The organism is Polyangiaceae bacterium (genome assembly GCA_015075635.1).
Classification (GTDB): domain Bacteria; phylum Myxococcota_A; class Polyangia; order Polyangiales; family Polyangiaceae; genus JADJKB01.
The window spans coordinates 2,205,701-2,231,166 of sequence record JABTUA010000001.1 but is presented as its reverse complement, the minus strand read 5'-3'; the positions used below and the strand labels follow the sequence as shown (position 1 = coordinate 2,231,166).

22 protein-coding genes and 2 pseudogenes are annotated in these 25,466 nt (G+C 71.3%); 12 read left to right on the top strand and 12 right to left on the bottom strand.

What is annotated here, in order from left to right; genetic code table 11:
- Positions 1-78 precede the first annotated feature (78 nt).
- Positions 79-183: pseudogene (locus tag HS104_10100) on the bottom strand (energy transducer TonB).
- A 46-nt stretch (positions 184-229) separates the two neighbouring features.
- Between HS104_10100 and HS104_10095 the strand changes: the two are divergent.
- Positions 230-1,261, top strand: coding sequence for a hypothetical protein (locus HS104_10095; protein MBE7480318.1), 1,032 nt, complete (start codon positions 230-232; stop codon positions 1,259-1,261).
- 105 nt (positions 1,262-1,366) lie between these two features.
- Here HS104_10095 and HS104_10090 read toward each other — a convergent pair whose 3' ends face one another.
- The 3 genes from HS104_10090 to HS104_10080 are packed head-to-tail and all read right to left on the bottom strand — an operon-like array spanning position 1,367 to position 4,802.
- Complete coding sequence (locus HS104_10090) at positions 1,367-2,842, bottom strand: hypothetical protein (GenBank protein ID MBE7480317.1); 1,476 nt, start codon at positions 2,840-2,842, stop codon at positions 1,367-1,369.
- Positions 2,839-3,477 carry a hypothetical protein gene (locus tag HS104_10085; protein ID MBE7480316.1) on the bottom strand — a complete coding sequence of 213 codons (639 nt, stop codon included), beginning with the start codon at positions 3,475-3,477 and terminating at the stop codon, positions 2,839-2,841. Before HS104_10085 ends, HS104_10090 begins: the two co-directional genes overlap by 4 nt.
- Positions 3,474-4,802 carry a sigma 54-dependent Fis family transcriptional regulator gene (locus HS104_10080; protein ID MBE7480315.1) on the bottom strand — a complete coding sequence of 443 codons (1,329 nt, stop codon included), beginning with the start codon at positions 4,800-4,802 and terminating at the stop codon, positions 3,474-3,476. The genes HS104_10085 and HS104_10080 overlap by 4 nt, the downstream gene beginning before the upstream one ends.
- Before the next feature lie 165 nt (positions 4,803-4,967).
- Between HS104_10080 and HS104_10075 the strand changes: the two genes are divergently transcribed.
- From HS104_10075 to HS104_10045, 7 genes and pseudogenes are all read left to right on the top strand, one after another.
- The gene (locus HS104_10075; protein ID MBE7480314.1) at positions 4,968-5,426 is read left to right on the top strand and encodes a hypothetical protein; all 459 of its coding nucleotides are present in this window, start codon (positions 4,968-4,970) and stop codon (positions 5,424-5,426) included.
- Positions 5,427-5,471: 45 nt separating this feature from the next.
- The gene (locus tag HS104_10070; protein ID MBE7480313.1) at positions 5,472-6,800 is read left to right on the top strand and encodes a serine/threonine protein kinase; all 1,329 of its coding nucleotides are present in this window, start codon (positions 5,472-5,474) and stop codon (positions 6,798-6,800) included.
- Positions 6,797-7,789, top strand: coding sequence for a hypothetical protein (locus HS104_10065; GenBank protein ID MBE7480312.1), 993 nt, complete (start codon positions 6,797-6,799; stop codon positions 7,787-7,789). The genes HS104_10070 and HS104_10065 overlap by 4 nt, the downstream gene beginning before the upstream one ends.
- Before the next feature lie 30 nt (positions 7,790-7,819).
- The gene (locus HS104_10060; GenBank protein ID MBE7480311.1) at positions 7,820-8,869 is read left to right on the top strand and encodes a hypothetical protein; all 1,050 of its coding nucleotides are present in this window, start codon (positions 7,820-7,822) and stop codon (positions 8,867-8,869) included.
- 33 nt (positions 8,870-8,902) lie between these two features.
- Positions 8,903-10,618, top strand: a pseudogene (locus HS104_10055) (DUF4215 domain-containing protein).
- A 227-nt stretch (positions 10,619-10,845) separates the two neighbouring features.
- Entirely contained in the window at positions 10,846-12,474 is a 1,629-nt protein-coding gene (locus tag HS104_10050) for a HEAT repeat domain-containing protein (protein ID MBE7480310.1), read from the top strand.
- On the top strand, positions 12,471-12,836 hold the full coding sequence (locus tag HS104_10045) for a cupredoxin domain-containing protein (GenBank protein MBE7480309.1): 366 nt from the start codon (positions 12,471-12,473) through the stop codon (positions 12,834-12,836). Before HS104_10050 ends, HS104_10045 begins: the two co-directional genes overlap by 4 nt.
- A gap of 1 nt (position 12,837) precedes the next feature.
- Here the strand turns inward: HS104_10045 and HS104_10040 are convergent, their stop codons facing one another.
- Complete coding sequence (locus HS104_10040; GenBank protein ID MBE7480308.1) at positions 12,838-15,021, bottom strand: hypothetical protein; 2,184 nt, start codon at positions 15,019-15,021, stop codon at positions 12,838-12,840.
- Between the two features lie 87 nt (positions 15,022-15,108).
- On the opposite strand from HS104_10040, the gene HS104_10035 reads away from it, so the two are divergent.
- The gene (locus HS104_10035; GenBank protein MBE7480307.1) at positions 15,109-15,777 is read left to right on the top strand and encodes a hypothetical protein; all 669 of its coding nucleotides are present in this window, start codon (positions 15,109-15,111) and stop codon (positions 15,775-15,777) included.
- Here HS104_10035 and HS104_10030 read toward each other — a convergent pair.
- The 3 genes from HS104_10030 to HS104_10020 are packed head-to-tail and all read right to left on the bottom strand — an operon-like array spanning position 15,774 to position 18,482.
- The gene (locus HS104_10030) at positions 15,774-16,844 is read right to left on the bottom strand and encodes a 3-deoxy-7-phosphoheptulonate synthase (protein MBE7480306.1); all 1,071 of its coding nucleotides are present in this window, start codon (positions 16,842-16,844) and stop codon (positions 15,774-15,776) included. The genes HS104_10035 and HS104_10030 overlap by 4 nt on opposite strands.
- A gap of 31 nt (positions 16,845-16,875) precedes the next feature.
- Positions 16,876-17,679: an NAD-dependent protein deacetylase gene (locus HS104_10025; GenBank protein ID MBE7480305.1), complete on the bottom strand. Its 804-nt coding sequence runs from the start codon at positions 17,677-17,679 to the stop codon at positions 16,876-16,878.
- The gene (locus tag HS104_10020; GenBank protein MBE7480304.1) at positions 17,676-18,482 is read right to left on the bottom strand and encodes a hypothetical protein; all 807 of its coding nucleotides are present in this window, start codon (positions 18,480-18,482) and stop codon (positions 17,676-17,678) included. Before HS104_10020 ends, HS104_10025 begins: the two co-directional genes overlap by 4 nt.
- 68 nt (positions 18,483-18,550) lie before the next feature.
- Between HS104_10020 and HS104_10015 the strand changes: the two genes are divergently transcribed.
- The 3 genes from HS104_10015 to HS104_10005 all read left to right on the top strand — a co-directional run bounded on the left by HS104_10015 (position 18,551) and on the right by HS104_10005 (position 23,188).
- Positions 18,551-19,147: an ankyrin repeat domain-containing protein gene (locus HS104_10015; GenBank protein ID MBE7480303.1), complete on the top strand. Its 597-nt coding sequence runs from the start codon at positions 18,551-18,553 to the stop codon at positions 19,145-19,147.
- Positions 19,148-19,252: 105 nt separating this feature from the next.
- Complete coding sequence (locus HS104_10010; protein MBE7480302.1) at positions 19,253-21,370, top strand: hypothetical protein; 2,118 nt, start codon at positions 19,253-19,255, stop codon at positions 21,368-21,370.
- A 3-nt stretch (positions 21,371-21,373) separates the two neighbouring features.
- The gene (locus HS104_10005; protein MBE7480301.1) at positions 21,374-23,188 is read left to right on the top strand and encodes a hypothetical protein; all 1,815 of its coding nucleotides are present in this window, start codon (positions 21,374-21,376) and stop codon (positions 23,186-23,188) included.
- A 27-nt stretch (positions 23,189-23,215) separates the two neighbouring features.
- On the opposite strand, the gene HS104_10000 is transcribed toward HS104_10005, so the two are convergent.
- From HS104_10000 to HS104_09985, 4 genes are read right to left on the bottom strand one after another with little or no spacing between them, the layout of a single operon-like run.
- Positions 23,216-23,848, bottom strand: coding sequence for a glutathione S-transferase family protein (locus HS104_10000; protein MBE7480300.1), 633 nt, complete (start codon positions 23,846-23,848; stop codon positions 23,216-23,218).
- A gap of 11 nt (positions 23,849-23,859) precedes the next feature.
- Positions 23,860-24,123 carry a hypothetical protein gene (locus HS104_09995; protein MBE7480299.1) on the bottom strand — a complete coding sequence of 88 codons (264 nt, stop codon included), beginning with the start codon at positions 24,121-24,123 and terminating at the stop codon, positions 23,860-23,862.
- Entirely contained in the window at positions 24,120-24,923 is an 804-nt protein-coding gene (locus HS104_09990; GenBank protein ID MBE7480298.1) for a hypothetical protein, read from the bottom strand. Before HS104_09990 ends, HS104_09995 begins: the two co-directional genes overlap by 4 nt.
- A gap of 16 nt (positions 24,924-24,939) precedes the next feature.
- Entirely contained in the window at positions 24,940-25,464 is a 525-nt protein-coding gene (locus tag HS104_09985) for a hypothetical protein (protein ID MBE7480297.1), read from the bottom strand.
- Positions 25,465-25,466 lie beyond the last annotated feature (2 nt).

Sequence of the window (25,466 nt, the reverse complement as noted above, 5' to 3'; positions counted from 1 at the left end):
CTTGGGTTGTGGCGGAGGCGGCGAGGCCGACTCCGTGAGCACCGGCGGCAGCGGCGGCTCCGCCACCGGCGGGGCGGCGGGCGGCGGTGGCGCCAGCGGGAGCGGTGGAACCAGCGTCGGCGGAGCCGGCGGCGTGAGCGGAGGCGGCACGAGCGGGAGCGGCGGCTCGAGCTGCAAGTCCACCCTACCCTCGCCCACCTACGTCGATCCTAAAACCGCCAAGGAGCTCGTGGTCGAGAACGACCCGGCAGCCCCCGGCGGCATCTTCGACACCAGCGTCGAGTACCCGCTGAACGCGCCGGGCGGAGCCATGAGCTACTCGGCGGTGCTGGCCAAGAACGACATCTCGACCCGAATCGCCGTCTCCAGCGACGCCGGCGCGACCTGGACCTACGTGGCCGCCGCGAACCAGTCCGGACCCATCACGGTCCCCGTGCCGGTGGGCTCCCCGCGCTGCCCGAGCGGCACCTGCTCCGGCCGACTGATCCACGAAGTGTCGTCATTGGTCTTCGATGCCGACGATCCGGACGTGACCCGCCGCTGGAAGCTGTTCGCCTTCTCCTACCTGGTCATGGGCGCCGACCAGCTGCAGTACGACCTCGGGTACATCTCGCTCTTCACCGCAGAAGAGCCGCACTTGACCTGGAAAGACGAGGGCAAGGTCCTGGGCTGGAACAGCGAGTCGGAGTTCTCCAGCAAGGACGCCAAGACGCTCGTCAACGGCTTCCCGAACATGGCCGATTGCATCGCGCTGAGCGAGCCGGATGTGATGTGGCGCCAGGGGGGTGTGCTCGAGCTCGCCGTCGGTTGCGTGAAGGCCGGCACTCCGAACACCATCCGCGTCGAGCTCTTGCGCTCGCTCGACCACGCCAAGACCTTCCTCTACGCAGCGCGGCTCTTGGAGGCGAACGACGCGCTCTGCCTGGGCGGCAGCATTCCGCAGATCAACGCCGCCGAGCTCTTCAAGGCGCAGGGCAAGACCTGGCTCATCGCGACGCCAGCCGGACCGGTCCCCCCTGGCGGCATCGGCTACCGCGGCTGCTTCGTCTTTCCGGTCGCGGCGGGCGGCAAGGGCATCTTGCGCGACCCGAGCGGCGCGCCGGTGGTGGAGCGCGTGCTCGACGCCCCCGACGGCCGCTTCACCGGCGCCTGCAGCGTGGCCGAAGGCGCCGCCACCATGGGCTACTCGGTCTCGGCGGCCAGCTTCGACACGCCGCCGAAGATCTTCCACGTCTACCAGTCCGGGCAGGCGGCGCCGTGAGAGCTGACCGCGTCGCGCCCGCCTCAGCGCGCCAGCTCGTCGAGATCGACTCGCAGCCCCCGCGGTAGCTCCAACACGCCGCTCGTCTTCTCCTCGGAGCACGGCTCACCGCCAGATCCCCACCGACACCGCCCAGCCCAGGTACTGGCGCGCGCCGTCGATGGCCGCTCCGAGAGCGAGCTTGTCGTCCTCGTGGAGCAGTCCGAACAAGCTCCACTCGAACAGGCGCGCGTCGAAGCCGAAGGTGCCGTGAGTGCGGGGCGAGCTGCCGCGAAACCGCGTCGGTTCCAGGTACGTCCCCGCGCGGAGCTTGAGCCAGCTCGGCACGGCCTCCGTCTCGGCGCCGAGCCGCGGCGTCAAGCTCACCCGCTCGCCCGAGCGATCCACGTAGCCTTGCAGGAACGACTCGACGCCCACGCTGCTCTGCACGTCGCCGTCGGCGTGGAGCGACGCGGACAGGAGCAAGTAGCGCCGGGGGATGCCCACGTAGCGCCGGTGCAGGAGCTCGGAGAGCCGGTCGCGCTGCTCGGCGCGGTAGCGCTCGTCTGCCTCCTCCTCCCGGTCGAGCTCGACTTCTGCCGCCTCCAGGGCGTCGGGACCGAGGCGCTCGGCGCGAACCAGGCGTTTTTCCCTTTCGCGCTCCCGCTCGTCCAGGAAGGCGTCCACCCGGCGCATCACGATCACCGGATCGAGCCAGCCCACATTGAGCGGGCGCGGGCCGAGCTGCACGGCCACGCCGACGTCGCTGCTCCAGGGTCGCTTGACCCGCCGCGGCAGCCAGATGGCGTTGGGGCTCGCGGGGTCGCGCAGCACGATGTCGCCGCCCACGGCGCGCCCGCGTGCGTCCACGTCGGTGGTGACCGGTGCGCGCACCGCGACGCCCAACCGAAAACGCTCCCCCGTCGGGCGCCAGAGCAAGCCGCCCTCCAGGCTCACCCCGCGCGTGGTGAAGACGTTGCCCGAACGGGTGACGATCTCGTCCTTGGTGGTCACGTCGAGCGCGGTGATCTGCACGCCGATCCCGCCGACGATCTGCCCGTCGTCCACGGCGCGGGCCAGGTAGGTCCGCACGGTGCTGAACTGCGCGCGAACCACCTCCTCTTCGCCACCCAGCGCGGGGTCCGGCTGGCGCAACAAGCCGTAGCGGAAGAGCTCGAGGCCGAGACCGATACCCCACGGGCCGATCTGGACGTTGCCGGCGGGCGCGAGCAGCACGAACTCGCGAGGGTCGCTGCTGCGCGGATCCGTGGCTCCACGCCCCGTGTTGTAGAAATCGGTCCGGGCCAGGTTTCCGGGGAAGAGCAGGCCCAAGCTGGCGTCGTAGTCGACGTGCGTGGCGGACCAGGCCGCGCGCACCGCCGGCGCCGCCGGGTTGTGCAGGTTGCCGTCCACGCCCTCGGCGATGGCGACGTAGGCGCCGGCCAGGCCGAGCGCGCGCGAGCCGGCCAGCACGGGCCCGCCGGCCAGATCGACCGAGTAGTCGCTGGTGCGGATCGCGGAGCCGTTGGGGCCGAGCGGGCCGTCCGCCCGCGCTGGCGGCGAGAGCGCGAGCAAGCACCCGAGCAGCGCGGCGCGCCTCATGGGGAGAACGCCCATCCTGCGGCGAGGAGCGTGTAGGGCACGGTGGTGTGCCACATGTTCGGCTCGTCGGTGCTGTCGCAGCGCACGCACTCGGCCGAGGTGAGGTTGAAGATCCCTGCCGCGCCGAAGCTCCAGCGCAGGGCGAGGCCGGACTCGCTGCGGTGCTCGAGCATCAGCCCGATGTGACCCCAGACCGCCGGGTCCCAGGAGTACGCGGGTGGACAGCGTCCGCTCGGGCAGTCCGTGCGCTCCTCGTAGCGGCCGACCGAGAGCCCACCCTCGGCCCCGAGGCCGAAACCCGTCGCGGCGATCAAACGCAGGCGCACGGAGGTGCCGAGCTGGAGCGTGCGCGTGCTCCCGCCGACTCCGGCGCCCGCGTTCCACGAAAACCCTGGGCTCGGGCTCCAGTCGAAGGCGACGCCGGCGAGCCCGAGCGGCGCGCCCAGGCCGAGCTGGGCCTCGAGCGCGAACGGGCGCTCGACCCAGGCGCGCGCTTCGGGCCGGTGCCGATCGTCGAACAGCTCGGCGTCGGGACCGACCTCGCGGTGGTCGATCGCCGGAGGCGGCTCGGTTGCCCGCGCTGCCGGGCCAGAGCCGAGCAGTGCGAACAGCACGCCGAGGAGGGAACGCTTCACGTCTTGGTGTGGAGGCCCGCGGACTCGAGCAGGCGATACAGGTGCTTGCGATCGATGCCGGAGATGCGAGCGGCCTGGGAGATGTTGTTGCCAGCGCGGATCAACAGGTCCTTCAGGTAGTCGCGCTCGAAGCGGGCCACCAGCTCCGCCTTGGCCTCGGAGAAAGGGCGGTCGGCCCTCGCGACCCACTCGGTGTCCTTCTTGGCGGTGGTCCCAGCGAGCAAGAGCGGCATGGCCGAGAAACGCGTGCCCGGTGGCGAGAGCGCCACCGCGCGCGTGACGATGTTTCGGAGCTCGCGCACGTTCCCGGGGAAGTGATAGGCGAGCAGCCGCTCCAGGTTCTCGCCGCGCACGTCGGGTTCGGGACGCCCTTCGCGCGAGAGCAGGACCTTGACCAGCTCCTCCACGTCTTCCAGCCGCTGGCGCAGCGGCGGCAGGTGCACCTCGACGACCGCCAGGCGGTAGTAGAGGTCGCCGCGGAAACCGCCGCGGGCGACCTCCTCGGACAAATCGCGGTGTGTCGCAGCCACGACGCGCACGTCGTAGCGCGCGGGCTTGCGCCCGCCGAGCGGCGTGACCTCGCCGGTCTCGAGCAGGCGCAAGAGCTTGGGCTGAAGGTTGATGGGCAGGTCGCCGATCTCGTCCAGGAACAGCGTGCCGCCGTGCGCCAGCTCGAAGGCTCCCGGTCGATCGACGTGGGCGCCGGTGAAGGAGCCCTTCACGTGCCCGAACAGGTCACTCTCGATCAGCGTCTCGCTCGACGCGCCGCAGTCGAAGACCACGAACGGCCCGTCCTTGCGCGGGCTGTGCTCGTGCACGGCGCGGGCGGCCAGCTCCTTGCCGGTGCCGCTCTCGCCGAGCAGCAGGATGGGCGCGTTCGAGGCGCTCGCGCGCTCGAGCACGGCGTAGACCTGGCGCATCGCCAAGCTGCTGCCGACCAGCGCCCCGAAGCTCGGCTGCGTGCTCGGCGGGATGAGCACCGCGTCGTCGGCGGGCACGAGCTGGATCAACGTGCCGCCCACGCGCAGAACCGCACCCACCGGCACTACGGCCTTCTGGATCGACACTCCATCCAACAACGTGCCGTTGCGTGAGCCGAGATCGGTCACCTCGAAGCCGTCGTCCTTGGGCACGAGCGAGCAGTGCCGGCGTGACACGGACTGGTCGGTGAGCACCACATCCGCGGACGCGTCCGCGCCCACCACCACGCCCACCGGCGGCACCGCGACCTCGAGGCCCGCCTCCGGCCCGTGCAGCACCGAGAGCCGGGTCGGCCGGGGCCCCGCCGCCACCGGGATGTGGTTCGTGGTGCGGGTCAGGCGCATGGCGGCGCGAGCATATCGCGGCTGTGGCGCGCATGCCCCAATCCGGCGTCAACCTGCGGGATCGAAGCCCCAGGTCAGGAGCTACCACGCCGCGAATCGCGGAGATTTCTGGTGGCACATGCGTTGCTCAGGGGCGGCCGACTCGCTCACACGGAGACCACAAAAATGAAGCTCGCGTTTTCCTTCGCTCCCCTGTTCCTGGCCGCCCTCGCGGGCTGCACGTCGCTCGGCGCCTACGGCGGGATGATGGCTCAGCCGGGCGCGGCGACGACGCCCGCGGCCGGCAGTCCGGCCACGGCCGCTCCGAGCCCCGGCGCGGCCACGCCGAGCACTGAATCGGTCGCCGAGAGCGCAGCCAAGCCGGCCGCGCCGAGCAGCGTCAGCGTCACGATCCGAAACACCTGCGGAAAGACCGTGAAGGTGTTCTTCGGGCAGAAGCCGAAATTCGGTAGCGGTACCTATTCGACCGCGAGCAGCAACTCGGTCCAGAGCCACTCCTTCCGGCCCGGCGACCTGTTCTGGATCGTGGATCAGAGCGAGAACGGCGTGGCCAACGTCGAGGTCAAGGACAGCACCAAGGAGATCGAAATCCGCGGCTCTTGCACCGAGCTGGCACAGCGCTGACCACCCCGCGTTGCCCGACCCCGGAGATGCACTATTCTCCGGGCGGTGGCGGCTTCCGAACCCACAGCGGTAATCCCGGCGGAGCTGGGCCCGTTCTCCATCCAGGGCGTCCTGGGTGAAGGCGGCAGCGCCGTCGTCTACGCCGCGCTGTGGAACGGTGAAGAAGTCGCGCTCAAGGTGCCGCGGGAGCGCGAGCTCACCCCGAGAGAGCAAGAGCGATTCCTGGAAGAGGCCAAGATGCTCGAGCGCGTGCGACATCGCGCCGTGGTCGAGGTGCTCGGCTCCGGTCGCTTGCCCGACGGGCTACCGTACCTGGTGATGCGCCGCTGCGAGGGCGAGACGCTGGCGGATCACCTGTCGGCCAGGGGTGCCCTCGGCTTGGCCCACGCGCTCGATCTGTTCGAGCAGCTCGCGAGCGCGGTCGAGGCGCTCCACGACGCGGGCCTGTTGCACCGCGATCTGAAGCCGGAGAACCTGCTCTTGGTCGACGGCGCGCGGGCCGTGAAGCTCCTCGACTTCGGCATCGCCAAGGAGATCGACGCGCCGGCGTCGACCACCACCCAAGCGGGCATCGCTCGCGGCACGCCGGCCACGATGGCGCCGGAGCGCTTCTTCGGCGCGCCCGCCAGCAAGAGCACCGACGTGTACGAGCTGGCGGTGGTGTTCTACGCGATGCTGGTGGGGCGGCTGCCGTGGAGCGACGTGACCAACGTGCAGGCGCGCCTGAATCCGCTCTCGCCGCTGGAGGCGGGCGCGGCCGTGCCGGACACGCTCTCGGGCACCGTGATGGAAGCGCTCTCCACGCGGCCCGAACGCCGCCCCGACGGGGTCTCGGCGCTGGTGCGCCGGGTCCGCGAGAGCGTTCGCACCGGGGCCACCACCGGGCGCGTCACCGCCGCCACCAGCATCAGCGCGCCGCCGCCGCCGCTGTTCCCGCAGAAGAGCGAGGACGCGCAGGTGATCGAGAGCCGCCGGGATCTTCCAGCCCACAAGGGCAGCGCGCGGACCATCGCCAGCGTCGCCGCGCTCGCGCTGATCGCCGTCGGCGCGGTGGCCGTCATCGGCCTGCGCACGAGCGCGACGCCGGCGAGCCCGACCCCGAGCGCCGATCCGCCTGCGCCAGCCGCCGCCCCGCTCGCGCCGACGGAGCCCGAGCGCGCCGCCGAGCTCCCCAGCGCCGAGCCGGCGCCGGAGGCGAACCTGGCGCCGACGCCAGCGAGCCCGCGCGGTAAGCCCATCGCCTCGTCGGCGCCGTCGGCGGCGCCGACCGCCTCCGCCAAGCCACCGCCCCCGAAGGGCAAGCCCAAGGGCGCGCCGTGCACGCGCTCCTCCGAGTGCGCCAGCATGGTGTGCGCCGCGGAAGTCTGCCAGTGAAGAGGACGCGAGGGCTGCTCTCACTCGTGCTCCTGCTCTGGAGCGCCCCCGCTCTGGCCGACGAATACGACGCGGCCTTCACCCGAGCCATCGCCGCCAAGGAGCGCGCCCTCGACACCAACGATCCGGCGAGCTGGCAGGCGGCCATCGACCTGTTCGCGGAGGCCGACCGCATCCGCGCCACCAAGGAGAGCAAGTACGAGCTGGGCGCCGCTGCCGCGCGCCTGAAGCAGGACGACGTCGCGCTCGAAGCCTACGAAGCCGCGCTCGGCCTCGGGCTCGAGGGTGCGGCGGCGGACAAGGCCCGCGCCTTCATCGCCGAGCACGAGAGGGCGATGGGGCGCGTCGACGTGCGCGGCCCCGAAGGGGCGGAGATCTGGCTCGCCGCGCGCTGGCGCGGCACGCTACCGCTCGGCAAGCCGCTGGTGGTGTTCGCCGGCAAGCGGCGGATCGAGCTTCGCGCCGGTGGGGATCGAGATCAGCGCGAGCTCACGGTGACCGCCGGCGCGCTGGCTCTGGCCGACTTCACGGCGAGCCCGAGCGCGGGCCCGCCGGTCGCCGCGCCGCCGTCTTGGCAGCCGCCGGGGCCCGAGGCACCCAAACCCGAGCCGCCACCGCCAGATCGGACGCTCGGTTGGACGCTGACCGTGGGGGGCGCGAGCCTGGCGGTGCTGGGCGGCGCCTCGGCGCTCGTCGCGAGCAGCAACGTCTCGGCCCACCGCGATCGCTTGACCGATCTGTGCGCCGTTCGGAGCGGGACGGACGGCTGCGCCGAGGCCAAGCCCGGGCAGAAGCTCGCAGCTCAGGACGAGGTGGACTCCATCGCGACCTGGAAGGCGGTACGGACCGGGGGCTTCGTGGGCCTCGGCGCCGGGGTGCTCGCCACCGGCGTCGGCATCGCGCTCCTGGTCTCGAAACCGAAGCCCCAGCGCACCACGCTGACGCTCGTGCCGGGCTGGGGTGGCGGGGCGCTCCGAGGAAGCTTCTGAGCGACGCCCGCATCGCGTATCCTCGCCGCCATGCTTCGCTTCGCGTTGCTCACCACGCTGGCTCTGGTCACCGGCTGCTCCAGCGAGTCGTCGAACCCCGCGGGCGCCGGCGGCGCCGGAACGTGCAGCCCGGGCTCGACGCAGTCCTGCGTCGGACCCGCGTCGTGCGCCGGAGGCCAGGTCTGTCTCCAGGACGGCTCTGCCTGGGGACCTTGCGAGTGCGGCGGCAGCGGCGGCAGCAGCGGCAGCGGCGGGGCACCGGGTGGTGGCGGGGCACCGGGTGGTGGCGGGGCACCGGGTGGCGGCGGAGCGAGCGGAGGTACCGGGGGTGGCGGGCCGAAGCACGCCTACCTGCTCTACTTCGCCGGGATCAAGGCGGTGGTGAAGAAGATCGACGCGAGCACCGGCGCGCTGCTGGTCAACGGCCCCGAGCTGACGAACCCGCTCTCGGCGGGCGACGCGCGCGCCATCGCGGTGGACTCCGACGGCTCGCCGCGGGTGCTCTGGCAGGACGGCGCCAACAACGGGCAGGTGGACATCCTGGACGCCGTCACGCTGGCCGCGAGCGGAACGACGAAGAAAGTGACTCACCCGTATGCGAAGTTGGCCTTCGCCTACGCACGCCGCCCGGACAAGGCGGCGATGCTCTGGGGCGACACCCTGAACGGCCCGTTCTATGCCTGGGACCTCCAGGCCAACGATGACCAGCTGGGCACCGGCAACGGCACACTACTGACCGCGCCATCGACGGGCTACCTCACCGCCGCGGCGGGCTACGATGGAAGCGAGCTCTTCGTGCTCTGGTCCAACGCCTCGACGGAAGGGCGCCTCACCTACCCCGGTACGTCGAAGAGCATCCCGCTGCCGACGCTCCCCGCGGGCTTCTATCGCTCCGTCACCGCGGACAGCGTCCGCGCGCGCGTTGCCATCACGGACGACACGACCTTCGCGCAGATCTGCACCTTCACCACGCTCGACGCGATCGGCACGCCGCCGACCCTGCCGGGCTGGCAGCACGGCCAGTGCGCCGACGTGTACCTGCCAGCCTGGAAGCTCCGCGGCTACACCAGCCAGCTGTGACCCGCGGCGAGTCCCGGGCTATGCTACCGGATCATGCGCGCGCGACCCTCCCCCACCCTGCTGTTCGCCCTGGGCTCGCTGTTCCTCGCCGGCGTCGTCTCGTCGAGCTGCGGCGGTGACTCCGAGGTCGCGAAGAAACCCGACGGCGGCAGCGGCGGCGATGCCTCCGCCGGCGGCGGCAGCGGCGGCACGGGCGGCAGCGGCGGCGGCATCAACATCGACAGCAGCGCCGGCGGCAGCGGCGGAGATCCCGACGCCTGCGCGGACGAGAGCTGCGGCTCCGACGCGGGCCCGGCCTGCGGCGACGGCAAGATCGACCCCGGTGAGAAGTGCGACGACGGCAACGGCGTCTCCGGCGACGGCTGTGCCGCGAACTGCGACGCCATCGAGAACGACTTCGCCTGCCCCACCCCGGGGCAAGCCTGCGTGTCCACGGTCAAGTGCGACGACGGCAAGATCAGCGGAAACGAGACCTGCGACGACGGCAACTCGGCCGCGGGTGACGGCTGCGACGCGACCTGCCAGGTCGAGGCCGGCTGGAAGTGCCCCACGCCGGGCGCCGCCTGCGAGGCCGCGGAGTGCGGCGACGGCCTGCTCGCCGGCAGCGAGAAGTGCGACGACAAGAACAAGCTGGCGGGTGACGGCTGCGATCCGAGCTGCAAGCTCGAGAAGGGCTGGAAGTGTCCTACGCCGGGCACCGCCTGCGAGAAGACGGTGTGTGGCGACGGCAAGCCCGAAGGCACCGAGCAGTGCGACGACGGCAACAACGACATGGGCGACGGCTGCACGCCGTTCTGCGTGAAGGAGCCGAATTGCAGCGCCGGCGAGTGCTCGAGCACCTGCGGCGACGGCCTGAAGCTGCCGAGCGACAACGAGCAGTGCGAGGACGGCAACACGGTGAGCGGCGACGGCTGCTCCGCCACCTGCCAGGTGGAGCCGGGCTTCCAGTGCACCGACACGCCCAGCGGCGGCGGCACGCAGCTGGTCCTGCCCATCGTGCTCCGAGACTTCAAGATCGCGCACCCGGACTTCGAGGACTTCCTCGGCGTCGACCTGGGCATCGTTTCCAACACGCTGAAGGCGAACGGCAAACCCCAGTACAATTCCGCGACCACGACCCCCACCACCACCGGCGCGGCGAATTTCGATCAGTGGTACTCGGACGTGGCCGGCGTCAACCAGACCATCTTGCAGACGCTCACGCTGACGCAGATTGCCGGCGGCGCCTACCAGTACAACAACACCAACTTCTTCCCGCTGAACGGCCTGGGCTGGGGCAACGAGGGCAACAGCCAGAACTTCCACTTCACCAGCGAGGTCCGCTACTGGTTCGAGTACAAGGGCGGCGAGCAGCTGGACTTCACCGGCGACGACGACGTCTGGGTCTTCGTGAAGAAGCAGCTGGCCGTGGATCTCGGCGGCGTGCACGGCGCGATGAGCGGCGGCGTCACGCTGGACGCGGCCAATGCTGCCCAACTGGGCCTGACCGTGGGTAAGGTCTACGAGATCGTGGTGTTCCAGGCCGAGCGCCACACCACGCAGTCGAACTACAAGCTCACGCTCTCCGGCTTCGTCAGCAGCACGTCGAGCTGTCAGAGCGTTTGTGGTGACGGCATCAAGACGCCGAACGAGGCCTGCGACGACGGCAAGAACGACGGCAGCTACGGCAGCTGCACCAGCGACTGCAAGAAGGGCCCGCACTGCGGCGACGGCAGCGTGCAGAGCCCGCAAGAAGAGTGCGACGATGGCGTGAACCTCTCGCCGTACGGCGGCTGCGCGCCGGGCTGCAAGAAGGGCGGCTTCTGCGGCGACGCCGTGGTGGACAGCCTGTTCGGCGAGGCCTGCGACGACGGCGTGAACGACGGCGGCTACGGCGAGTGCGACACCGGCTGCAAGCTGGGACCCCGCTGCGGCGACGGCATCAAGCAGACGCCTCAAGAAGAGTGCGACGACGGCAACAAGAAGAACGGGGACGGTTGCAGCGCAAACTGCAAGACCGAGGGCCCAGCCTGAAGCGCCGAAGCGAGCTCCCAGCGGACTGGCAGAGCACCGGCTTCACGCCCGGCGCGCGGCATTTCGCGGCGCTCTCTGCGCTGCTCTCTGGCTCCGACGACGACACGGCCGAGGCCGCGGAGCGCGCCCTCGCCCGCGCTGGGCCGCCCGGCGCCGAAGCGGCGCGAGCGGCGCTCCCGAGCGCAGCCGCCGCCGCCCGGTTCCGCCTGGCTCGCGTCGTGGCGCGGGTCGCAGCAGAGCATCCCGACGCGCTGCGCGACGCGCTGCTCGAGCTGCTGGGCGACGCCGATCCGCGCGTGCAGCGGGCCGCGATCACCGGGCTCGGCAAGGTCGGGGGTCCCGGCGTGGAGGCGGCGCTGCTCGGACGCTGGGAGCGCTCTGCGCTGCCCGAGCGCCGGGCGCTGGCGGAGGCGCTGGGCAAGGTCGGCGGCGCCGACAGCGGGAGCTTCCTCTCGGCCCTCTCGGCGGACGACCCGGAGCTCGAGCGACGGCGCGGGCGAGCGCTGGTGATGCTGGGGCGCAGCGCCGAGCACGGCCCGAGCACGCTCGATCTCGACCGACCACTCGCGCGCGAGGTGACCGTGGTGCTCGGCTGCCGCCACGGGCTCGGGCCGGTGCTGCTCGACGAGGCGCGCGAGCGCGGACTGCCCGCCGCGGCAGAGCGCTCCCCGAGCGAGGTGGTGCTGCCGTGGGCGGGAGCGCTCCGGCCGCTCTTCCTGCTCCGCGCCGCCCTCGACGTGGGTCTCGAGCTCCCGCTCCGACCCGCGCGCTCGCCCGACGCGAGCGTGGTGGCGGCTCTCGAGTCGGCGGCCCCGCTGCTCCGCGCGCTTTCGTCGGGGATCCCACGCTTCCGCCTGGCCTGGCGCGAAGGTGGCCACCAACGCGCGCGCACGTTCCGCATCGCAGAGGCGCTCGACCCCGGGCTCTTGGTCAACGACCCGAGAAGCGCACTCTGGGAAGCGCGCGTCGACGAGGGCGCGCGACGCGTGGTCCTGGTCGCGCGTCCCGACGAGGAGCTCCGCTTCGGCTATCGAGGACGCGACGTCCCCGCGGCGTCGCACCCGACGGTGGCCGCGGCGCTGGCGCGAGTGGCGGGCGTGCGCGCCGACGACGTGGTCTGGGATCCGTTCGTCGGCAGCGGTCTCGAGCTGTGCGAGCGCGGACTGCTCGGGCCGTTCCAGCGCCTGATTGGCACCGACGTCTCCACGTCTGCGCTGGACGCCGCCCGGGAGAACCTGCGCCGCGCCGGGCTCCACGCGGAGCTCGTCCGGGGCGAGGCCCAGAGCCACCACCCCGTCGGCGTGACGCTGGTCATCACGAATCCCCCGATGGGCCGCCGGGTGGCACGCCACGGCGAGCTCGCGGACCTGATGGTGGCTTTCCTCGAGAACGTCGGGCGCTGCCTCGAGCCCGGTGGGCGCCTGGTCTGGCTCTCGCCCCTGCCGGCGCTCTCTGCGAAGAAGCTGGCGGCTCTGGGTCTCGCGGTGGAGCGCCGGGGCGCGGTGGACCTCGGGGGCTTCGGCGCCGAGCTCCAGGTCGCGGGTCGCGGCTGGACTTCGGGGCCTTCGGGCGCCAAGATCCGGCCGCCATGAAGACCGCCCTCGTCATTTCCTTCGCGCTCGCCGTCGTCGCCTGCAACAAGACCGAGAAACCCAGCGGCGGTGGCGCCGCGCCCGCGAGCGGGCCCGTGTCGGGCACCGTGGAGGTGAAGGCCGACGAGAACGGCTTCACGCCGAGCAACATCACGCTGAAGAAGGGCGAGAGCGCGACGCTGCGCTTCAAGCGCACCACGGAGGACACCTGTGCGGACAAGGTCGTGTTCCCCGACCTCAAGATCACCAAGGATCTGCCGGTGAATCAGCCCGTCGAGATCGCCATCGACACCAAGGAGGCCAAGACCCTCGGCTTCGAGTGCGGGATGGGCATGTACAAGAGCAAGGTCGTGATCCAGTAGCTCAGGGCTTCTTCGGCTCCTCTTTCTCCAGCTTCTTCAGCACCGTCTCGGCGGCCTTGCGTTTGTCCTTGGTCGCGAGCTCCACGGTCTTCAGCTTCGCGCGCAGCGCCGTGAGCTTGTCCTCGGCGTCGAGGATGCGCTTGACCAGCGGGTTCGCGTTGGCGCCTTGCCCGCTCTTGTCGCCGAGGGCCGCCAGGTGCTCGCGCAGGCGCTTCAGATCTTCGGTCACCTCGTCGATGGCGGCCTGGATCTCGTCCCGCTCCTTGCCGCGCGCTTCGGCCTCTTCCAGGCGAGTAGCGGCCTCCTTCAGCGCGGCGCGATCCGGCGCCGGCAGCGCCTCCAGCGCCGCGAGCTCGGTCAGACGCATGGCGGTCAGTGAATCGACACCCGTCGAGCGCTGGAGCCCTTCCTGGACCTTCAGCGTGCGCTCCAGCTTCTTGCCGGGCTCGGCCTTGAACACCGCCAGCGGCTTCTTGTCGTGCACGTCGTAGTCGAGCTCGTCGGCCCCCTCGACCTTGGAGTTGTCCACGATGTTCAGGGAGAGGTACACGGTGCGCACCGAGCGCGAGCGGTTCTTCAGCTCGTAGGTGTGCACGCTGTTCTTGAAGAAGTCCTCGACCAGGCGCCCCTTCTTGAACGTCACTCGCTGGGTCGCTTCGCTCGCCTCGCTCTTCAGGCTTTCGAGCTCGACGTCGAGGTCGACGCCGAACTGCAGGAACGCGCGCTCCGTGGGCTTGAGCCGAGCGAGCCCCGCCTCCCCCGCGAATCCTCCGGCTTCGTAGAGCGCGATTGGCCCCGCCGGCAGCGTCTGGCGGGTGGCGTTCACGAAGCGGATCGAGCTGCGGGCCGCGGTCCCTGGTCCGGAGAACCAGCTGATGCGCCGCGTGACCACGGACGACTGCAGGAACGGCACCAGCGCCGAACCGTGCGCGCGTAGATCCAGGGGCTGGGCCAGCTTGTAGCTGAACAGCGCGCCGGCCTCGACGCCCTCCGCGGGGGCGATGGACGCGAGGTTGCCCACGCTGAGCGCCTCGCTGCTCGAGATCGTCGCGCCCATGCGCACGCTCGGCGCTCGAGTCTTGTGGCTGCCGCCGAGCCTGCCGTGGCCGGAGCCGAAGCCTTGGCCGGTGCCGGTCCCCGAGCCGTGGGTGGTGATGCCCTCTTCCAGGTTGTCGCCCCAGATCTGGTCCACGGTGGTGTCGAGCAGCTGAGGCACCGTGGCGAGCCGCTCCTCCGGCTCCGCGAGCTCGCGCCGCCCGTAGCGTGGAGCGGCCAGCGGAAACAGGAAGGAATCCGGCTGACCGTTCACCAGCTCGACCGTGACCTTGGCCCAGCTCTCTTCGGTGTCGTTGTGGATCAACGCCCAGCCCTGGAGCGTGCCGCGCTCCCCGCCGTCGGCGATCACCAAGCGATAGGTGGTGCGCCAGATCGGCGCCTCGGCCAGGTAGCCCAGCGTGATGGGCTTGTCGCTCTGGGCGAGCAGGCGCAGCGAGCGCTGGTTCTGAGCCGCGCGCACCGAGAGCGCGTCGAGCGCCGCGCCGAAGCGCGTCGAGTAGCTCGGATCCGTCGGGCGCACGCTGGCGACACCTGCCGTGTCGAGCTTCTGGAGCTCACCTTCCTTGGTGACCAGGAGCAGCGTGAGCTCCGGCTTCTTCGCCTCGGGCTCCTCGGACTTGTCACGCCGTTTCTTGTCGCCTTCGTCCGGCTCGGGGGGCGGGGCGGCCGGGCCGGGCGCCGGTTCGAGCACGTCGATCAGCCGTCCCACGAGCGTCTCCGACTTCTTGCCCGAGGTGCGCACCTCCACCTCAGCGCCCTTGAGCGAGAGCAAGAGCGTGCGATAGGTCATCGGCTCCTCGGCGCCCGGAGGCAGCCCCGCCAGCGCCCGCGCCATGCCCCGGCTCAAGCTGCTCGAGAACTCGACGCCGGTCAGCGTCACGCCGCCGGCGCTGCCGGCCACGACCAGCGTCTTGAGCGCGTCGTCGAGGTGCCCGGTTGGGACCGGCAGCGTCGTGCTCTCGCCGCGGGCCAGCGTCCCGGAGCGTTCGAAGTAGCCGACGCCGGTCTCGTAGAGCTTGAGCGAGCGCAGCGGCAAGACCGACGCGGGAGCGGAGCTCTGGGCGCTGGTCTGGCAGCCCGAGGCGAACCCGAGCGCAGGGAGGAGCAGCGAGAACGCGAGGAATCTCATGGCACGGCTCGTACCAGGACAGCTCCGGCGAGTCGATGGTTCCCCGGTCGTCGCAGAGGGGCGCTTCTCTGCTAGGCTCCCAGGGTGATGGCGCGGCGAGTCCTCAGCGTGTGCTCCGGCCTGGTGCTCCTCTCGATTGTAGCGTGCGCGACCGGCGAGGCCGACCTCGGCGGGGGGCTCCCGGACGCAGGAGTCGGCGGCTACAAGAGCAGCGGTGGCTCGAGCGCGACGGGCGGCGCCGCTGGCTTCCCTAGCGGCGGCGCCGCGGGCTCCTCCAGCGGCGGCGCGAGCGGCAGCGGCGGCTCGGGCGCGACCGGCGGCTCGGGCGCGACCGGCGGCTCGGGCGCGACCGGCGGCTCGGGCGCGACCGGCGGCACGAGCGGCAACATCATCCCCAAGACCTGCGGCGAGGCCCACGGCCTGGTCGGCTGCTGCGGCTCGAACAACGAGATCTACTACTGGGAGTGCGGCAAGCTCCAGGGCGGGCCAGGCTCCTGCCAAGGCAACCCCTGCGGCTGGGATCCCGTGAACAAGTTCTACTCCTGCGGCGGCACGGGCTTCACGGGCTCCGATCCGAGCGGCGTCTACAAGCGCGAGTGCGGCGGCACGAACCCCGATCCGGGCAACTGCCCGGGCACGTCGTGCTGCCAGGGCTACTGCGGCACGAGCTCGCCGAAGGGCTGCTGGTGCGACCAGGGTTGCTCGCTGGCCGGCGACTGCTGCCCGGATGCGTGCTCGGTCTGCGGCGCTTGTTAGCGCCCGGCGATTTCGTAGAGCAGCGCTTCCGTCGCCTCCCAGCCCAGGCAGCCATCGGTGATGGACACGCCGCGCGCGAGCGTCGCGCCCTGCTTCCAGTCCTGCCGGCCCTCCACCAGGTTGCTCTCGATCAAGAAGCCCATCAAGGCTCTCTGGCCGCCCCGCATCTCCTCGAGCACGGCGCGGCACACCTCGGGCTGACGGCGCCAGTCGCGCATCGAGTTGCCGTGCGACGTGTCCACCATGATCGGGCGCACCAGCCGCGGATCGGCGGCGACGACACGCGCGGCCGCTTCGCGCACGTCCTCTGGTGAGTAGTTGGGCTTGGTGCCACCTCGCAAGACGACGTGGCGGTCGGGGTTGCCGCGCGTCTGCACCACGCTTGTGACGCCCTCGGAGTTGATGCCCAAGAAGTGATGCGAGTGTCCGGCGGAGATCAGCGCGTTGACGCAGGCGTCGAGGCTGCCGTCGGTGCCGTTCTTGAAGCCGATGGGCATGCTGAGCCCGCTCGCCATCTCGCGGTGCGTCTGACTCTCCGTGGTGCGCGCGCCGATTGAGGCCCAGGACAGCAGGTCTGCCACGTACTGCGGGGTGATGGGGTCGAGCACCTCGCTGCCGCAGGGCACGCCCAGGGCGTTGATGGAGAGCAGCGTCTGGCGCGCCCGCACGAGGCCCGTACCGATGTCGCAACTCCCGTCCAAGTGAGGATCGTTGATCAGGCCCTTCCAGCCCAGCGTCGTGCGCGGCTTCTCGAAATACGCGCGCATGATCAGGACGAGGCGATCGCGCGTCGCTTCGCGCACCTTGGCGAGCCGGTACGCGTACTCGACGGCGGCGTCCGGATCGTGGATGGAGCACGGGCCGACGATGACCAGGGTACGCTCGCGGTCGCGTCCGAAGATGACGTCGCGGATCTCCTGGCGTGCCGCCAGCACCAGCTCGCTCACCTGGACCGAGGCCGCGAGCTCGGCCTTGACCACGCGCGGCGGGCGGAGCGGCAGGAACGCCGTGAGGTTGGTGTTCTCGACGGGGAGATCCGAGAACTGGGGATGCTCGATTGCGCCCATGCGGTGCCGAAGGAATGCGGCGAGATCTCCTTCAGGTCAAGCTTTGCACGAGCCGGGGCAGCGTTTGACCCGCGCGCGCCTCGAGCTTCTGGGTGGCCAGGTGGTCTGCCCGAGTCGGTCCCAGGTTCACGATGGCGATGGGGATGCCGCGCTCCGCCGCGCGCCGCACGAAGCGGTAGCCGCTGAACACCGTGAGCGAAGAGCCCACGACGAGCAGCGCCTCCGCGCTCGAGACCTTGGCGTAGGCCTCGTCCACCGTCGCGCGGGGCACGTTCTCGCCGAAGAACACCACATCGGGCTTGAGCACGCCGCCACAGGCAACGCAGTCCACGACGGAGATCTCCCCTTCCAGCTCCGCGTCGCCGTCGGGCATCGCCGCTCCGGGGGCCGGCTCCCAGCCGGGATTCGCCGCGAGCAGGCGGGCCTGGAGCGCCACCCGCGGCTCGAGCGCCCCACAGCCGAGGCAGCGCACGCGCTCGAGGGCCCCGTGCAGCTCGATGACGTCGCGACTGCCGGCGGCGTGGTGCAGCCGGTCGACGTTCTGCGTGATCAGCCCCGCCCAGCGCCCGGCGCGCTCGAGCTCCGCCAGCGCGACGTGCGCGGCGTTCGGCTCCGCCCGCGAGAAGCGCGCCCAGCCGGCCAGGCTGCGCGCCCAGTAGCGGCGGCGCACCGCCGGATCTTTCGTGAACGCCTGGTACTGAACCGGCGTGGCCGGCCGCGCGCGCCGGCCCTCGCCGCGGTAGTCCGGGATGCCGCTCTCCGTGCTGCAACCCGCGCCCGTCAGCGCGAGCACTCGCCGGCCGCGCAAGAGCTCGGCCAGGGCTTCGATGCTCATGGGCAGTCGGGGAGCTGCGCGGCGCCGCTGACCTCGCTCGCCTCGACGTGGGCGACGCCGGTGTCGGTGACCGAGTGCCCGTACACGTCGGTGACGCGGAACGTGTACGGCCCGGGGCCCATGCCCGCCGGCTCGACGAAGTAGTTGTAGTCCTCGCGCTTCACCTCCACGAAGCTTCCGCCCTTCTCGTACTCGAGCTTCGCGATGCCGTGGCGGTGGTTGCGGACTTGCACCGCGGTCCACCACTGGTTGCTGCCCTCCTTGAAGCGGTAGCGCAGCGGGCCCGTGACCGCGCAGGGCACGTAAGTCCAGCTGATGTCCACGCGTCCCAGGGGGAGCGCGGCGATCTTCTCGAAGGCCTGGGGCGATAGATCGATGTCACCTGGCTTGCACTCCGGGCACCGGTCCACGATGCGGACGGTGACCGAACCGCTCGGACCCTGGATGGCGGCGCAGCGGCCGCAGCTGCCCGAGGCCAGATAGTCGGCCTGGTTCATCGCGCCGACCATCAGGTCGTTCGGCGACGGCCCGAACATGCAGTTCCCGTCGCCGGTGGCGGCGTAGTAGGTCGCCTCGCCGGTGTGCGGCGCCTCAGCGCACGAGCCCCCACTGGAGCCGCCGGCGCTGGTGCCCCCGGCCCCGCCGGCGCCCTGACCTCCGGACCCGCCGGTGCTCTGGCCGCCGGTGCTCTGGCCGCCGGTGCTCTGGCCGCCGGCGCCACCGGTCCCGCTCGCGGATCCGCCGCCGTCACCGCCCCCGCAGCCGATCACCAGGAAGACCAGGACCCACGCTCGAGCGCGCATGAGCCCGAGCTTGTCAGAATGCAGCTCTCTCGGCCAGCAGGAGGGCCCCGCGCTAGCATGATGGTGCGATGTCCAACGAGGGGGCAGCTCGAGGCTCCCAGGCCGCGGCGCTGGAAGAAGCGGCGGCTCTGGGGGATCTCTCGCGCGCACGCGAGCTGATGGCCGCCGGTGCGCTGATCACGCCCGACGCGCTCTGCCTGGCGACAGCGGCGGGCTCGAACGACGTCGCCCTGGCCCTGCTCGAGGCCGGCGCGAACCCGAACGCCCCCGACAGTCAGGGCGCGGCGCCGATCTTCATCGCCGCCGCCGCCGGACACCCCGCGGTCCACGCCTTCCTGGGCGATCCCGACCACACCGATCCGCGCGCCACGATCTGGCCCGCCCACACCGCCACCTTCGGGCACGGCGAGGTCACCTGGACACTGCTCGCGAAGGGCGCGGATCCGAGCTCACGCTACGCGCCGCACGCCCGGCCGACCGCCGCCGGCACCACCGCCTTGATGGTCGCTGCCGCCTTCGGCCACACCGCGGCCCTCGACGTGCTGATCGCTCGCGGCGCCAAGCCCCGCGACACGGACTACGCCGGGCGCACGGCCCGCGACTGGGCCGAGCGCTTTGGCCAGAAGCCCGCGATGGAGCGGCTGAAGCAGTTCGCTCGGAAGTGACCTCGCAGGCCGCACGAGCGCCCAGGCGAGAATTATTTCGCCATTTCGCCGTGCTCCATTCCGGCGCTGGCAAGCGGGCCGAGCCGTGGCACCCTCCGCGCCCGCATGACCTTCCGCGCGCTCTCGCTCCTGGCTCTGGGCTCCTTCTCTTGCCTGCTCGGCGTCGCCCCGGCGTGCAGCTCCGACGACGGCGGCGAGAGCCAGCCGCACGACGACGCTGGCACCGACACGGGCAGCGAAGCGGCGGCGCCGAAACCACCGGGCAGCCCCTGCCTCTCGAACGCGGAGTGCCTGGGTAGCGAGCCGCATCCCGGCGTGTGCTTGCACGGTGTGTGCGTGACCCGCGCGACGGCTCCTTGCTCCGCGCCCGGCGCCGCCGACGGCTGTGACCCCGGCGCGCTCTGCTACGAATCGACCGTCCTCGGCGGCAACGGCTTCTGCCTGCCCCAGCTCGACGCTGCGGCTTGCAGCGGGGGTGCCATCGATCGTCACGGCGTGTGCGCGCCGCTCAAGGGCAAGGGCTGCGACAAGGCCGGCGGAACTTTCTGCGAGCTGTTCGAGCCCCCGGCGGGCGAGCCCGGCGCGAAGTGCGGTGACGACAGCGAGTGCAGCAGCGTGAACGCTTCCTGCTACGACGGCTCGAGCGACCCCAGCGGCTGGATCGGCGGCTACTGCCTGGCCTTCGGCTGCGCGGACTCGAGCGAGTGCGGGCAGGGCTCGTGCCAGCCGGTGGCGAGCGACGGCAGCGGCGTGTGCGTGCAGGGCTGCGGCATGGATCTCGACTGCCGCGCCGGCTACTGGTGCGCGAAGACCGAGGACGAGACCGCGACCTACTGCCGCGCCGGTTGCGACGCCGCGGCGGCGTGCCCGAGCGGCCTGGTCTGCCTGAGCGACGAGTGTATCCCCGAGGACGTCGCCTGTACCCCCGAAAACCCCACCGGCTGGTGCCCGAAGGACAGCTGGTGCAACGCCGGCGCTTGCAGCACCGAGCTCTTCGTCTGCGACGGCAAGGACGACACGCTCGAGGACAACGACTCCCAAGCCGCCGCCAAACCCGCGCCGGCCGGCGTGACCAAAGGCCTCTTCGCCTGCAAAGGCGACGAGGACTGGTGGGAGGTCACGGTGCCGAAGGGCAAGGTGCTGCGCGTCGGCATCGAGTTCGCGAACGCCGCCGGTGATCTGGATCTGGTGGTGTACGACAGCGCTGGCAAGGTCGTCGGCTCCCGCGTCGGCGCCCTCTACCCCTACGGCGATCGCAGCTCCGAGACCGACACCGAGTACTACGGCTTCTGGTCGGAGGCGGGCGGCGACAAGTACCTGCTGCGCGTGGTGGGCAACATGGGCGCCGAGAACACCTACAGCCTGCACGTGGACGAATTCGCCTATCAGGACGGCAAGACCTGCCTGGACTCGTTCAGCTTCGCCGAGTGCGTGGGCGAGCAGCCGAACGGCGCGGGGCTCATCCCCTTCCCCTTCCCCGATCCGAAGAGCGGAAAAGGCGAGGACAACTACGTCTGGGACACCTATTCGAACTACCGCTTCGCGCGCCGCGAGCTGGTGATGCTGGTGCGCTGGGCGCTGGCAGAGACCGCCAAGGCGTTCCCCGGCACGGGTCCGCTAGGCCTCATCGACACCTGCCAGAAGAACGGCATCACCCCGGGCTACGACGTCGACGATCCGCGCCACCCCGCGTCCACCCACGATCAGGGCGGCAACCAGGACCTCGCCTACTTCCAGACCGACGGCGACAACCACGCCGAGATCGTCTGCGGCGACGGCTCGGTCCACGCCGACGGCTATTGCTCCGACGCGGCCAAGACCAAGCACGTCGTGGACCTGCCGCGGCAGGCTTTCTTCATGGCGAAGCTCATCTCCAACCCGCGCACCCGCGTGATCGGCGTCGATCAGGTGCTCGGCCCGCTGATCGAGCAGGCGGCCAGCGATCTCGGCGCCCTGCCCGCCGGCGATCCGAAGAGGCTCACCAGCGAAGAGGTCTCGGCGTTCGCCGGGCACGTCGCCTACGGCAGCGGCTGGCCGTACCACCACCACCACATCCACCTGAGCCTGAAGTGGTGGGGACAAGAGACGTCGCCGAGGTGGACCTCGCAGTCCTCGGATCCGTCCCTCGACCCACGCGAGCTCCCGCCGCTGAAGCTGGTCAGCGCCTGGCCGGCGCGCGGCCCGCGCGAGCGGCCGAGCCGCGCGCCACGGCGCTCGCGTTGAGCCATGTCCCGCGTCCGGCGCGCTACGCTCACCGCGCTCGCCGCGGCCATCGCCGGCGGCCGCCCGGAGCTCGGCAAACGTGAGCTCGCGCGCTTCGACCCGCTGATCCGCTGGCGCGCCCAGAGGCTGCTCTCCGCGGCCCTCGACCGCGCGCACCTCGGCACCAACGTCCACGACCCGGTCCACCTGTGCCGCATCGCCTTCCTGAACGTGGCCAGCGGCGCGCCGGAGGCGGACTACGACGACGTCGAGGCAGTGCGCGCGGAGCAGGAGGCGCTCGGAGCGCAGCTGGTCCCGCCGCGGCGCGGGCCTTGGCTCACGCTGAGCGTGGTCGCGCTCGCCTGCTTGTCCCTCGGCGGGGCTCTCCTCGCCTGGCGCCTCAGCCGCCCCTTCGACCCGCGGCAGAGCGCCGAAGGCCGCGCGCTCTCCGAGCACATGACGGCCTTCGTGATCGCGGCGTCGCGCGGCGACCGCGCGGCCGCCGAGCGCGCCAGGGGACAGGCCACCGGCCCCGCCGTGCAGAAGACGCTAGGTGGGGACGCGACCGCTCGCCTGGGCGAGCTCTTCGACGCCGCCGCGCAGCTGAACGCCAGCTCGGGGGCGGAGCAGCTCGAGGAGTCCGGCAACCGTCTGACGTTGGCCGCTGGCGCGCTGAACCGCGCCCTGGCCGACTCGAAGCACCCCTACTTCGTGGACACCGACGTGTTGCCGGGCCCGACCGGGGCGCGCGCCGCGTTGCTCGGGTTCTACGTCGAGCGCGAGGTGTGGGTGAAGAGCGGGGACCAAACGCACCGTGTGGTCCACCTGTGGCGGCTCGATCGGCTGAACCTGGTGCAGGGCTACACCGGCTACACGCGGCCGAGTTTGCCGGCAGCGACGGTCCTGCTCGATCAGGTCGAGGGCGATCTGGTGCGCTACGTGCTCCCCGCGCTCCCCGACGCCGAGCCGATGAGCCTTGTGGACGAAGCGACCGAGCTCGAGGCGGACGCGCGGGGCGGCGATTGGGTGAAGAGCGTCAACACCCGCGCTGGCGAGCTCCTGCGCGGCTACTTCGTCGCCACGCAAGAGGGGCGCGATCCGGCCGTGCGCCGCGTGGGCGAGCTGCTGGCGCGGCGCCGCGCGCTGGTGCAGAGCTGGCGCAGAGATCTGGCAGGGCTCGGGCACGTGCTGCGCATTCCGGAGCGGCTAGTACCCGAGGCGGACTACTCGGCGGACCTCTCGCTGCGCGTCCCGCGCGCGCAGCTCGGCGAGTGGGACGACCTGCACGCCGAGCTGCTCGAGCCGGGGCCTCGGGCTGCGTTCCTCAGGTTGCGCAACTTCTACGTCGCCTCCGTCGAGCGCCACGAGGTGCAGCACCGTCTGGACTTCGCCCGGGGCCTCATCCCGATCCCTGAGCTCTTGTGCAAGCAGCTCGGCGTCGAAGATCCGCTCGACGCGCCCGAGGGCTCGCTGCGCGCCCGGGCCCGGGAGGAGCTGTCAGCCTACCTGGCCAGCATCATCGCCAGCACGCACTCGCCGGTGCTCGAGCTGGTGCTGCTCTCGCGCCACGTGTTCGTGGGGCGCGGTGGCACCTACTGGCACGCGGCCTTGGCCACCTTCCGCGGACTAGCCCTGGAGCTCGGCCTGGACCCGGACGCCCTGATCGGCCGCGGCGTGATCCGACCGGAGCGTTTCGCCAAGCTCTGGAGGGCCGTCCTCGACGTGCCGCCGGCCGAGCTCCGCGGCGCCGCCGCGCGCTTCTACCAGAAGGCGTACGGGACCGAGCTGCCTGCTGTCGAGACCGCGAGCCACGCGAGCCACCGCGAGTGGCGGCACTAGACTCGACTTGGGCAGTCTTGCCAGAGACTAGAGCGAGTCGTCTTGGACACGAGCCGCGGCCTGCTTCGCGAGGAAAGCCGCGATCTCGGGCAGCGCGTCGAAGCGGCGCTTGAAGGCCGAGAGCCACTGTTTCTCTTCGAACAGGGCACGCGCGGCGTCGTTCCGGCGCGCGCACCACCAGACCGCCTCGCGCACGATGCAGTCGGCGAAGCAGGGAGACTTGCCGGCCGCGAAATCCCGGGTCCGGTAGATCTCGTCCAGCGCGCCGAAGTACTGCGGCAAGCGGCGCTCCTCGAACTTCTGCTTGGCCACGACGTCGTCCGCCGGGAACGCGCCGAACGCCTGGTAGAGATCGTAGCCGCCCATGGCCACCGAGAGCGCCCGGGTCAGCGCCTCCGGATCCGCGGGCCAGGCCGAGGTGCCTTGCCCGACGTGGTGCATGATCGCCAGCGTCTGGTAGATGTGCTCGCCGCTCGGCGTCTCCACGAAGGGATACTGCTTGAACGGGTTCTTGCCCTCAACGACCGCTCGCGCCGTCTCGAAGCTGGCGAAGACGTCGATCCACGGCTTGCCCGCGAGCACGTAGACCATCCGCACGCCTTCGGCGCGCCCGCCCTCCGCGTTCGGGATCTTCAGGTAGTGCAGTTTGTCGGCTTCCATGCGTCCCTCTCTCATCCTAGCTGCTTCCCCACCGCATCGCGTAAAGCGAGACAGCAGGACTCGTAGCGAAGGTCGGCGTTGCCGCTCTTGTCCACCACGAGCCTGACCTGAGTCGGACCCTTCTTGTGTGTCGGGCAGCTCACTCTGGCGAGCTTCTTCCCCACGTCGTCCGCCAGCTGCCGGAAGGCCTTGACGATGGCCGCATCCCTCACCTGATCGAGCGGTACGTCCTTGCCCCGCACGTTCACCAGCACGTTGACGGCCAGCTCGTTCATTTCTTCACCAGGCAAGACTGCGTGTTGTGCCCGCCGCCGGCAGGGGCGTCATGAGCGCCCATCCAGAGGTTCTGTCCGACGTAGCTCGTGAGGTCCACCGCCAGCTGTTTCTGATCGGAGTCGCAGACGAGCTTCTGGATGTACTGAAGATGGTCCCAGGCGTTCTGGCCGTTCGTCTCCCAGCCCTGACAGCGCGAGATGCCGTCGGTCATCTTCGGCCCGGTGTTGCTGGCCACGTAGATGGTGCCGCCCGCGTGGTTCAGACAGACCAAGAGGTAGTTGCCGGGCGCGCTGACCTGGAACGCCTGGTCGTCGCAGATCTCGTTGCCGTTCTTGGGCGACTCGACGCAGTCAGCGACCTCGTAGGGGCAGGCGGGACAGCCCGTGCCGCCGCAGTCCACCTTCTTCTCGTCGCAGTCGAGGCTGCCGTTCGTGCAGTGATTGGCCGGGCAGCTCGCGCCACCGCTACCGCCGCTGCCACCGCCACCCCCGCTGGCGCCGCCGCTGCCACCGCCCGCTCCGCCCGTCGCGCCGCTGCCGCCAGCGCCCCCGCTGCCGGGCCAACCGGCGCCGCCGCCGCTACCGCTCCCGCAGCCGGTGCACTCGCCGAACGAGGTGCCGCTGGCGTTGCAGCTCTGGGTGCCCTTGGGCCCGCCGCCGGGGCACGCGCACTCCTCCACCTTGCCAGGGACGCAGCCCGACGCGCCGCCGACGCCGGACTCCTCGCCGCTTTCGGTCGCGCACGACCACGACCACGGAACCAGGAGCACGAGAGAGCCCAGCCGACGGAGGCCACGCATCCGTGAGAGTGTACTCTCAGCCGCCGTTCTTGAACATGTCCTGGCAGCTCGCCTGACCGGTCGAGGCGTCCACCTCGCAGGCCCCGAACACCGGCGGCTCGCAGGCGATGGCCGGGCAGTTGATGCCTTCCGAGCACTTCTGCGCGTTCCACTGGACGGAGAGCTCGTTCAACGTCGCGAGCGCTGCCCCGTTGTCGGGATTCACGAAGGTAGGCCCGCACGGGCACGCGAGCGCGTCGGCGATCTGGAGCGTGCACTGCTCGCTCGAGAAGACTGGGTTGCAGCCCTTCGCCAGCGCGAGCTGCTCGTCGTAGGCTTGAGCGAGCGCGCTGCATGGCGCCCCGCCGCCACCGGGCGCGCCCCCGAGCGCACCGCCGGAGCCGCCGGCCGCGCTCCCTCCCGTTCCGCCATCGGTCGCGCCGGAGCCGCCGTTGCCGGAGCTCGCGCCGGAGCCCCCGCCCCCGCTGCCATCGGTCGTCGACTCGCCGCCGCAGCCGACCACCCAGAGCCAGCCCGACAGCCAGATCCAGCGAGACGTCATGC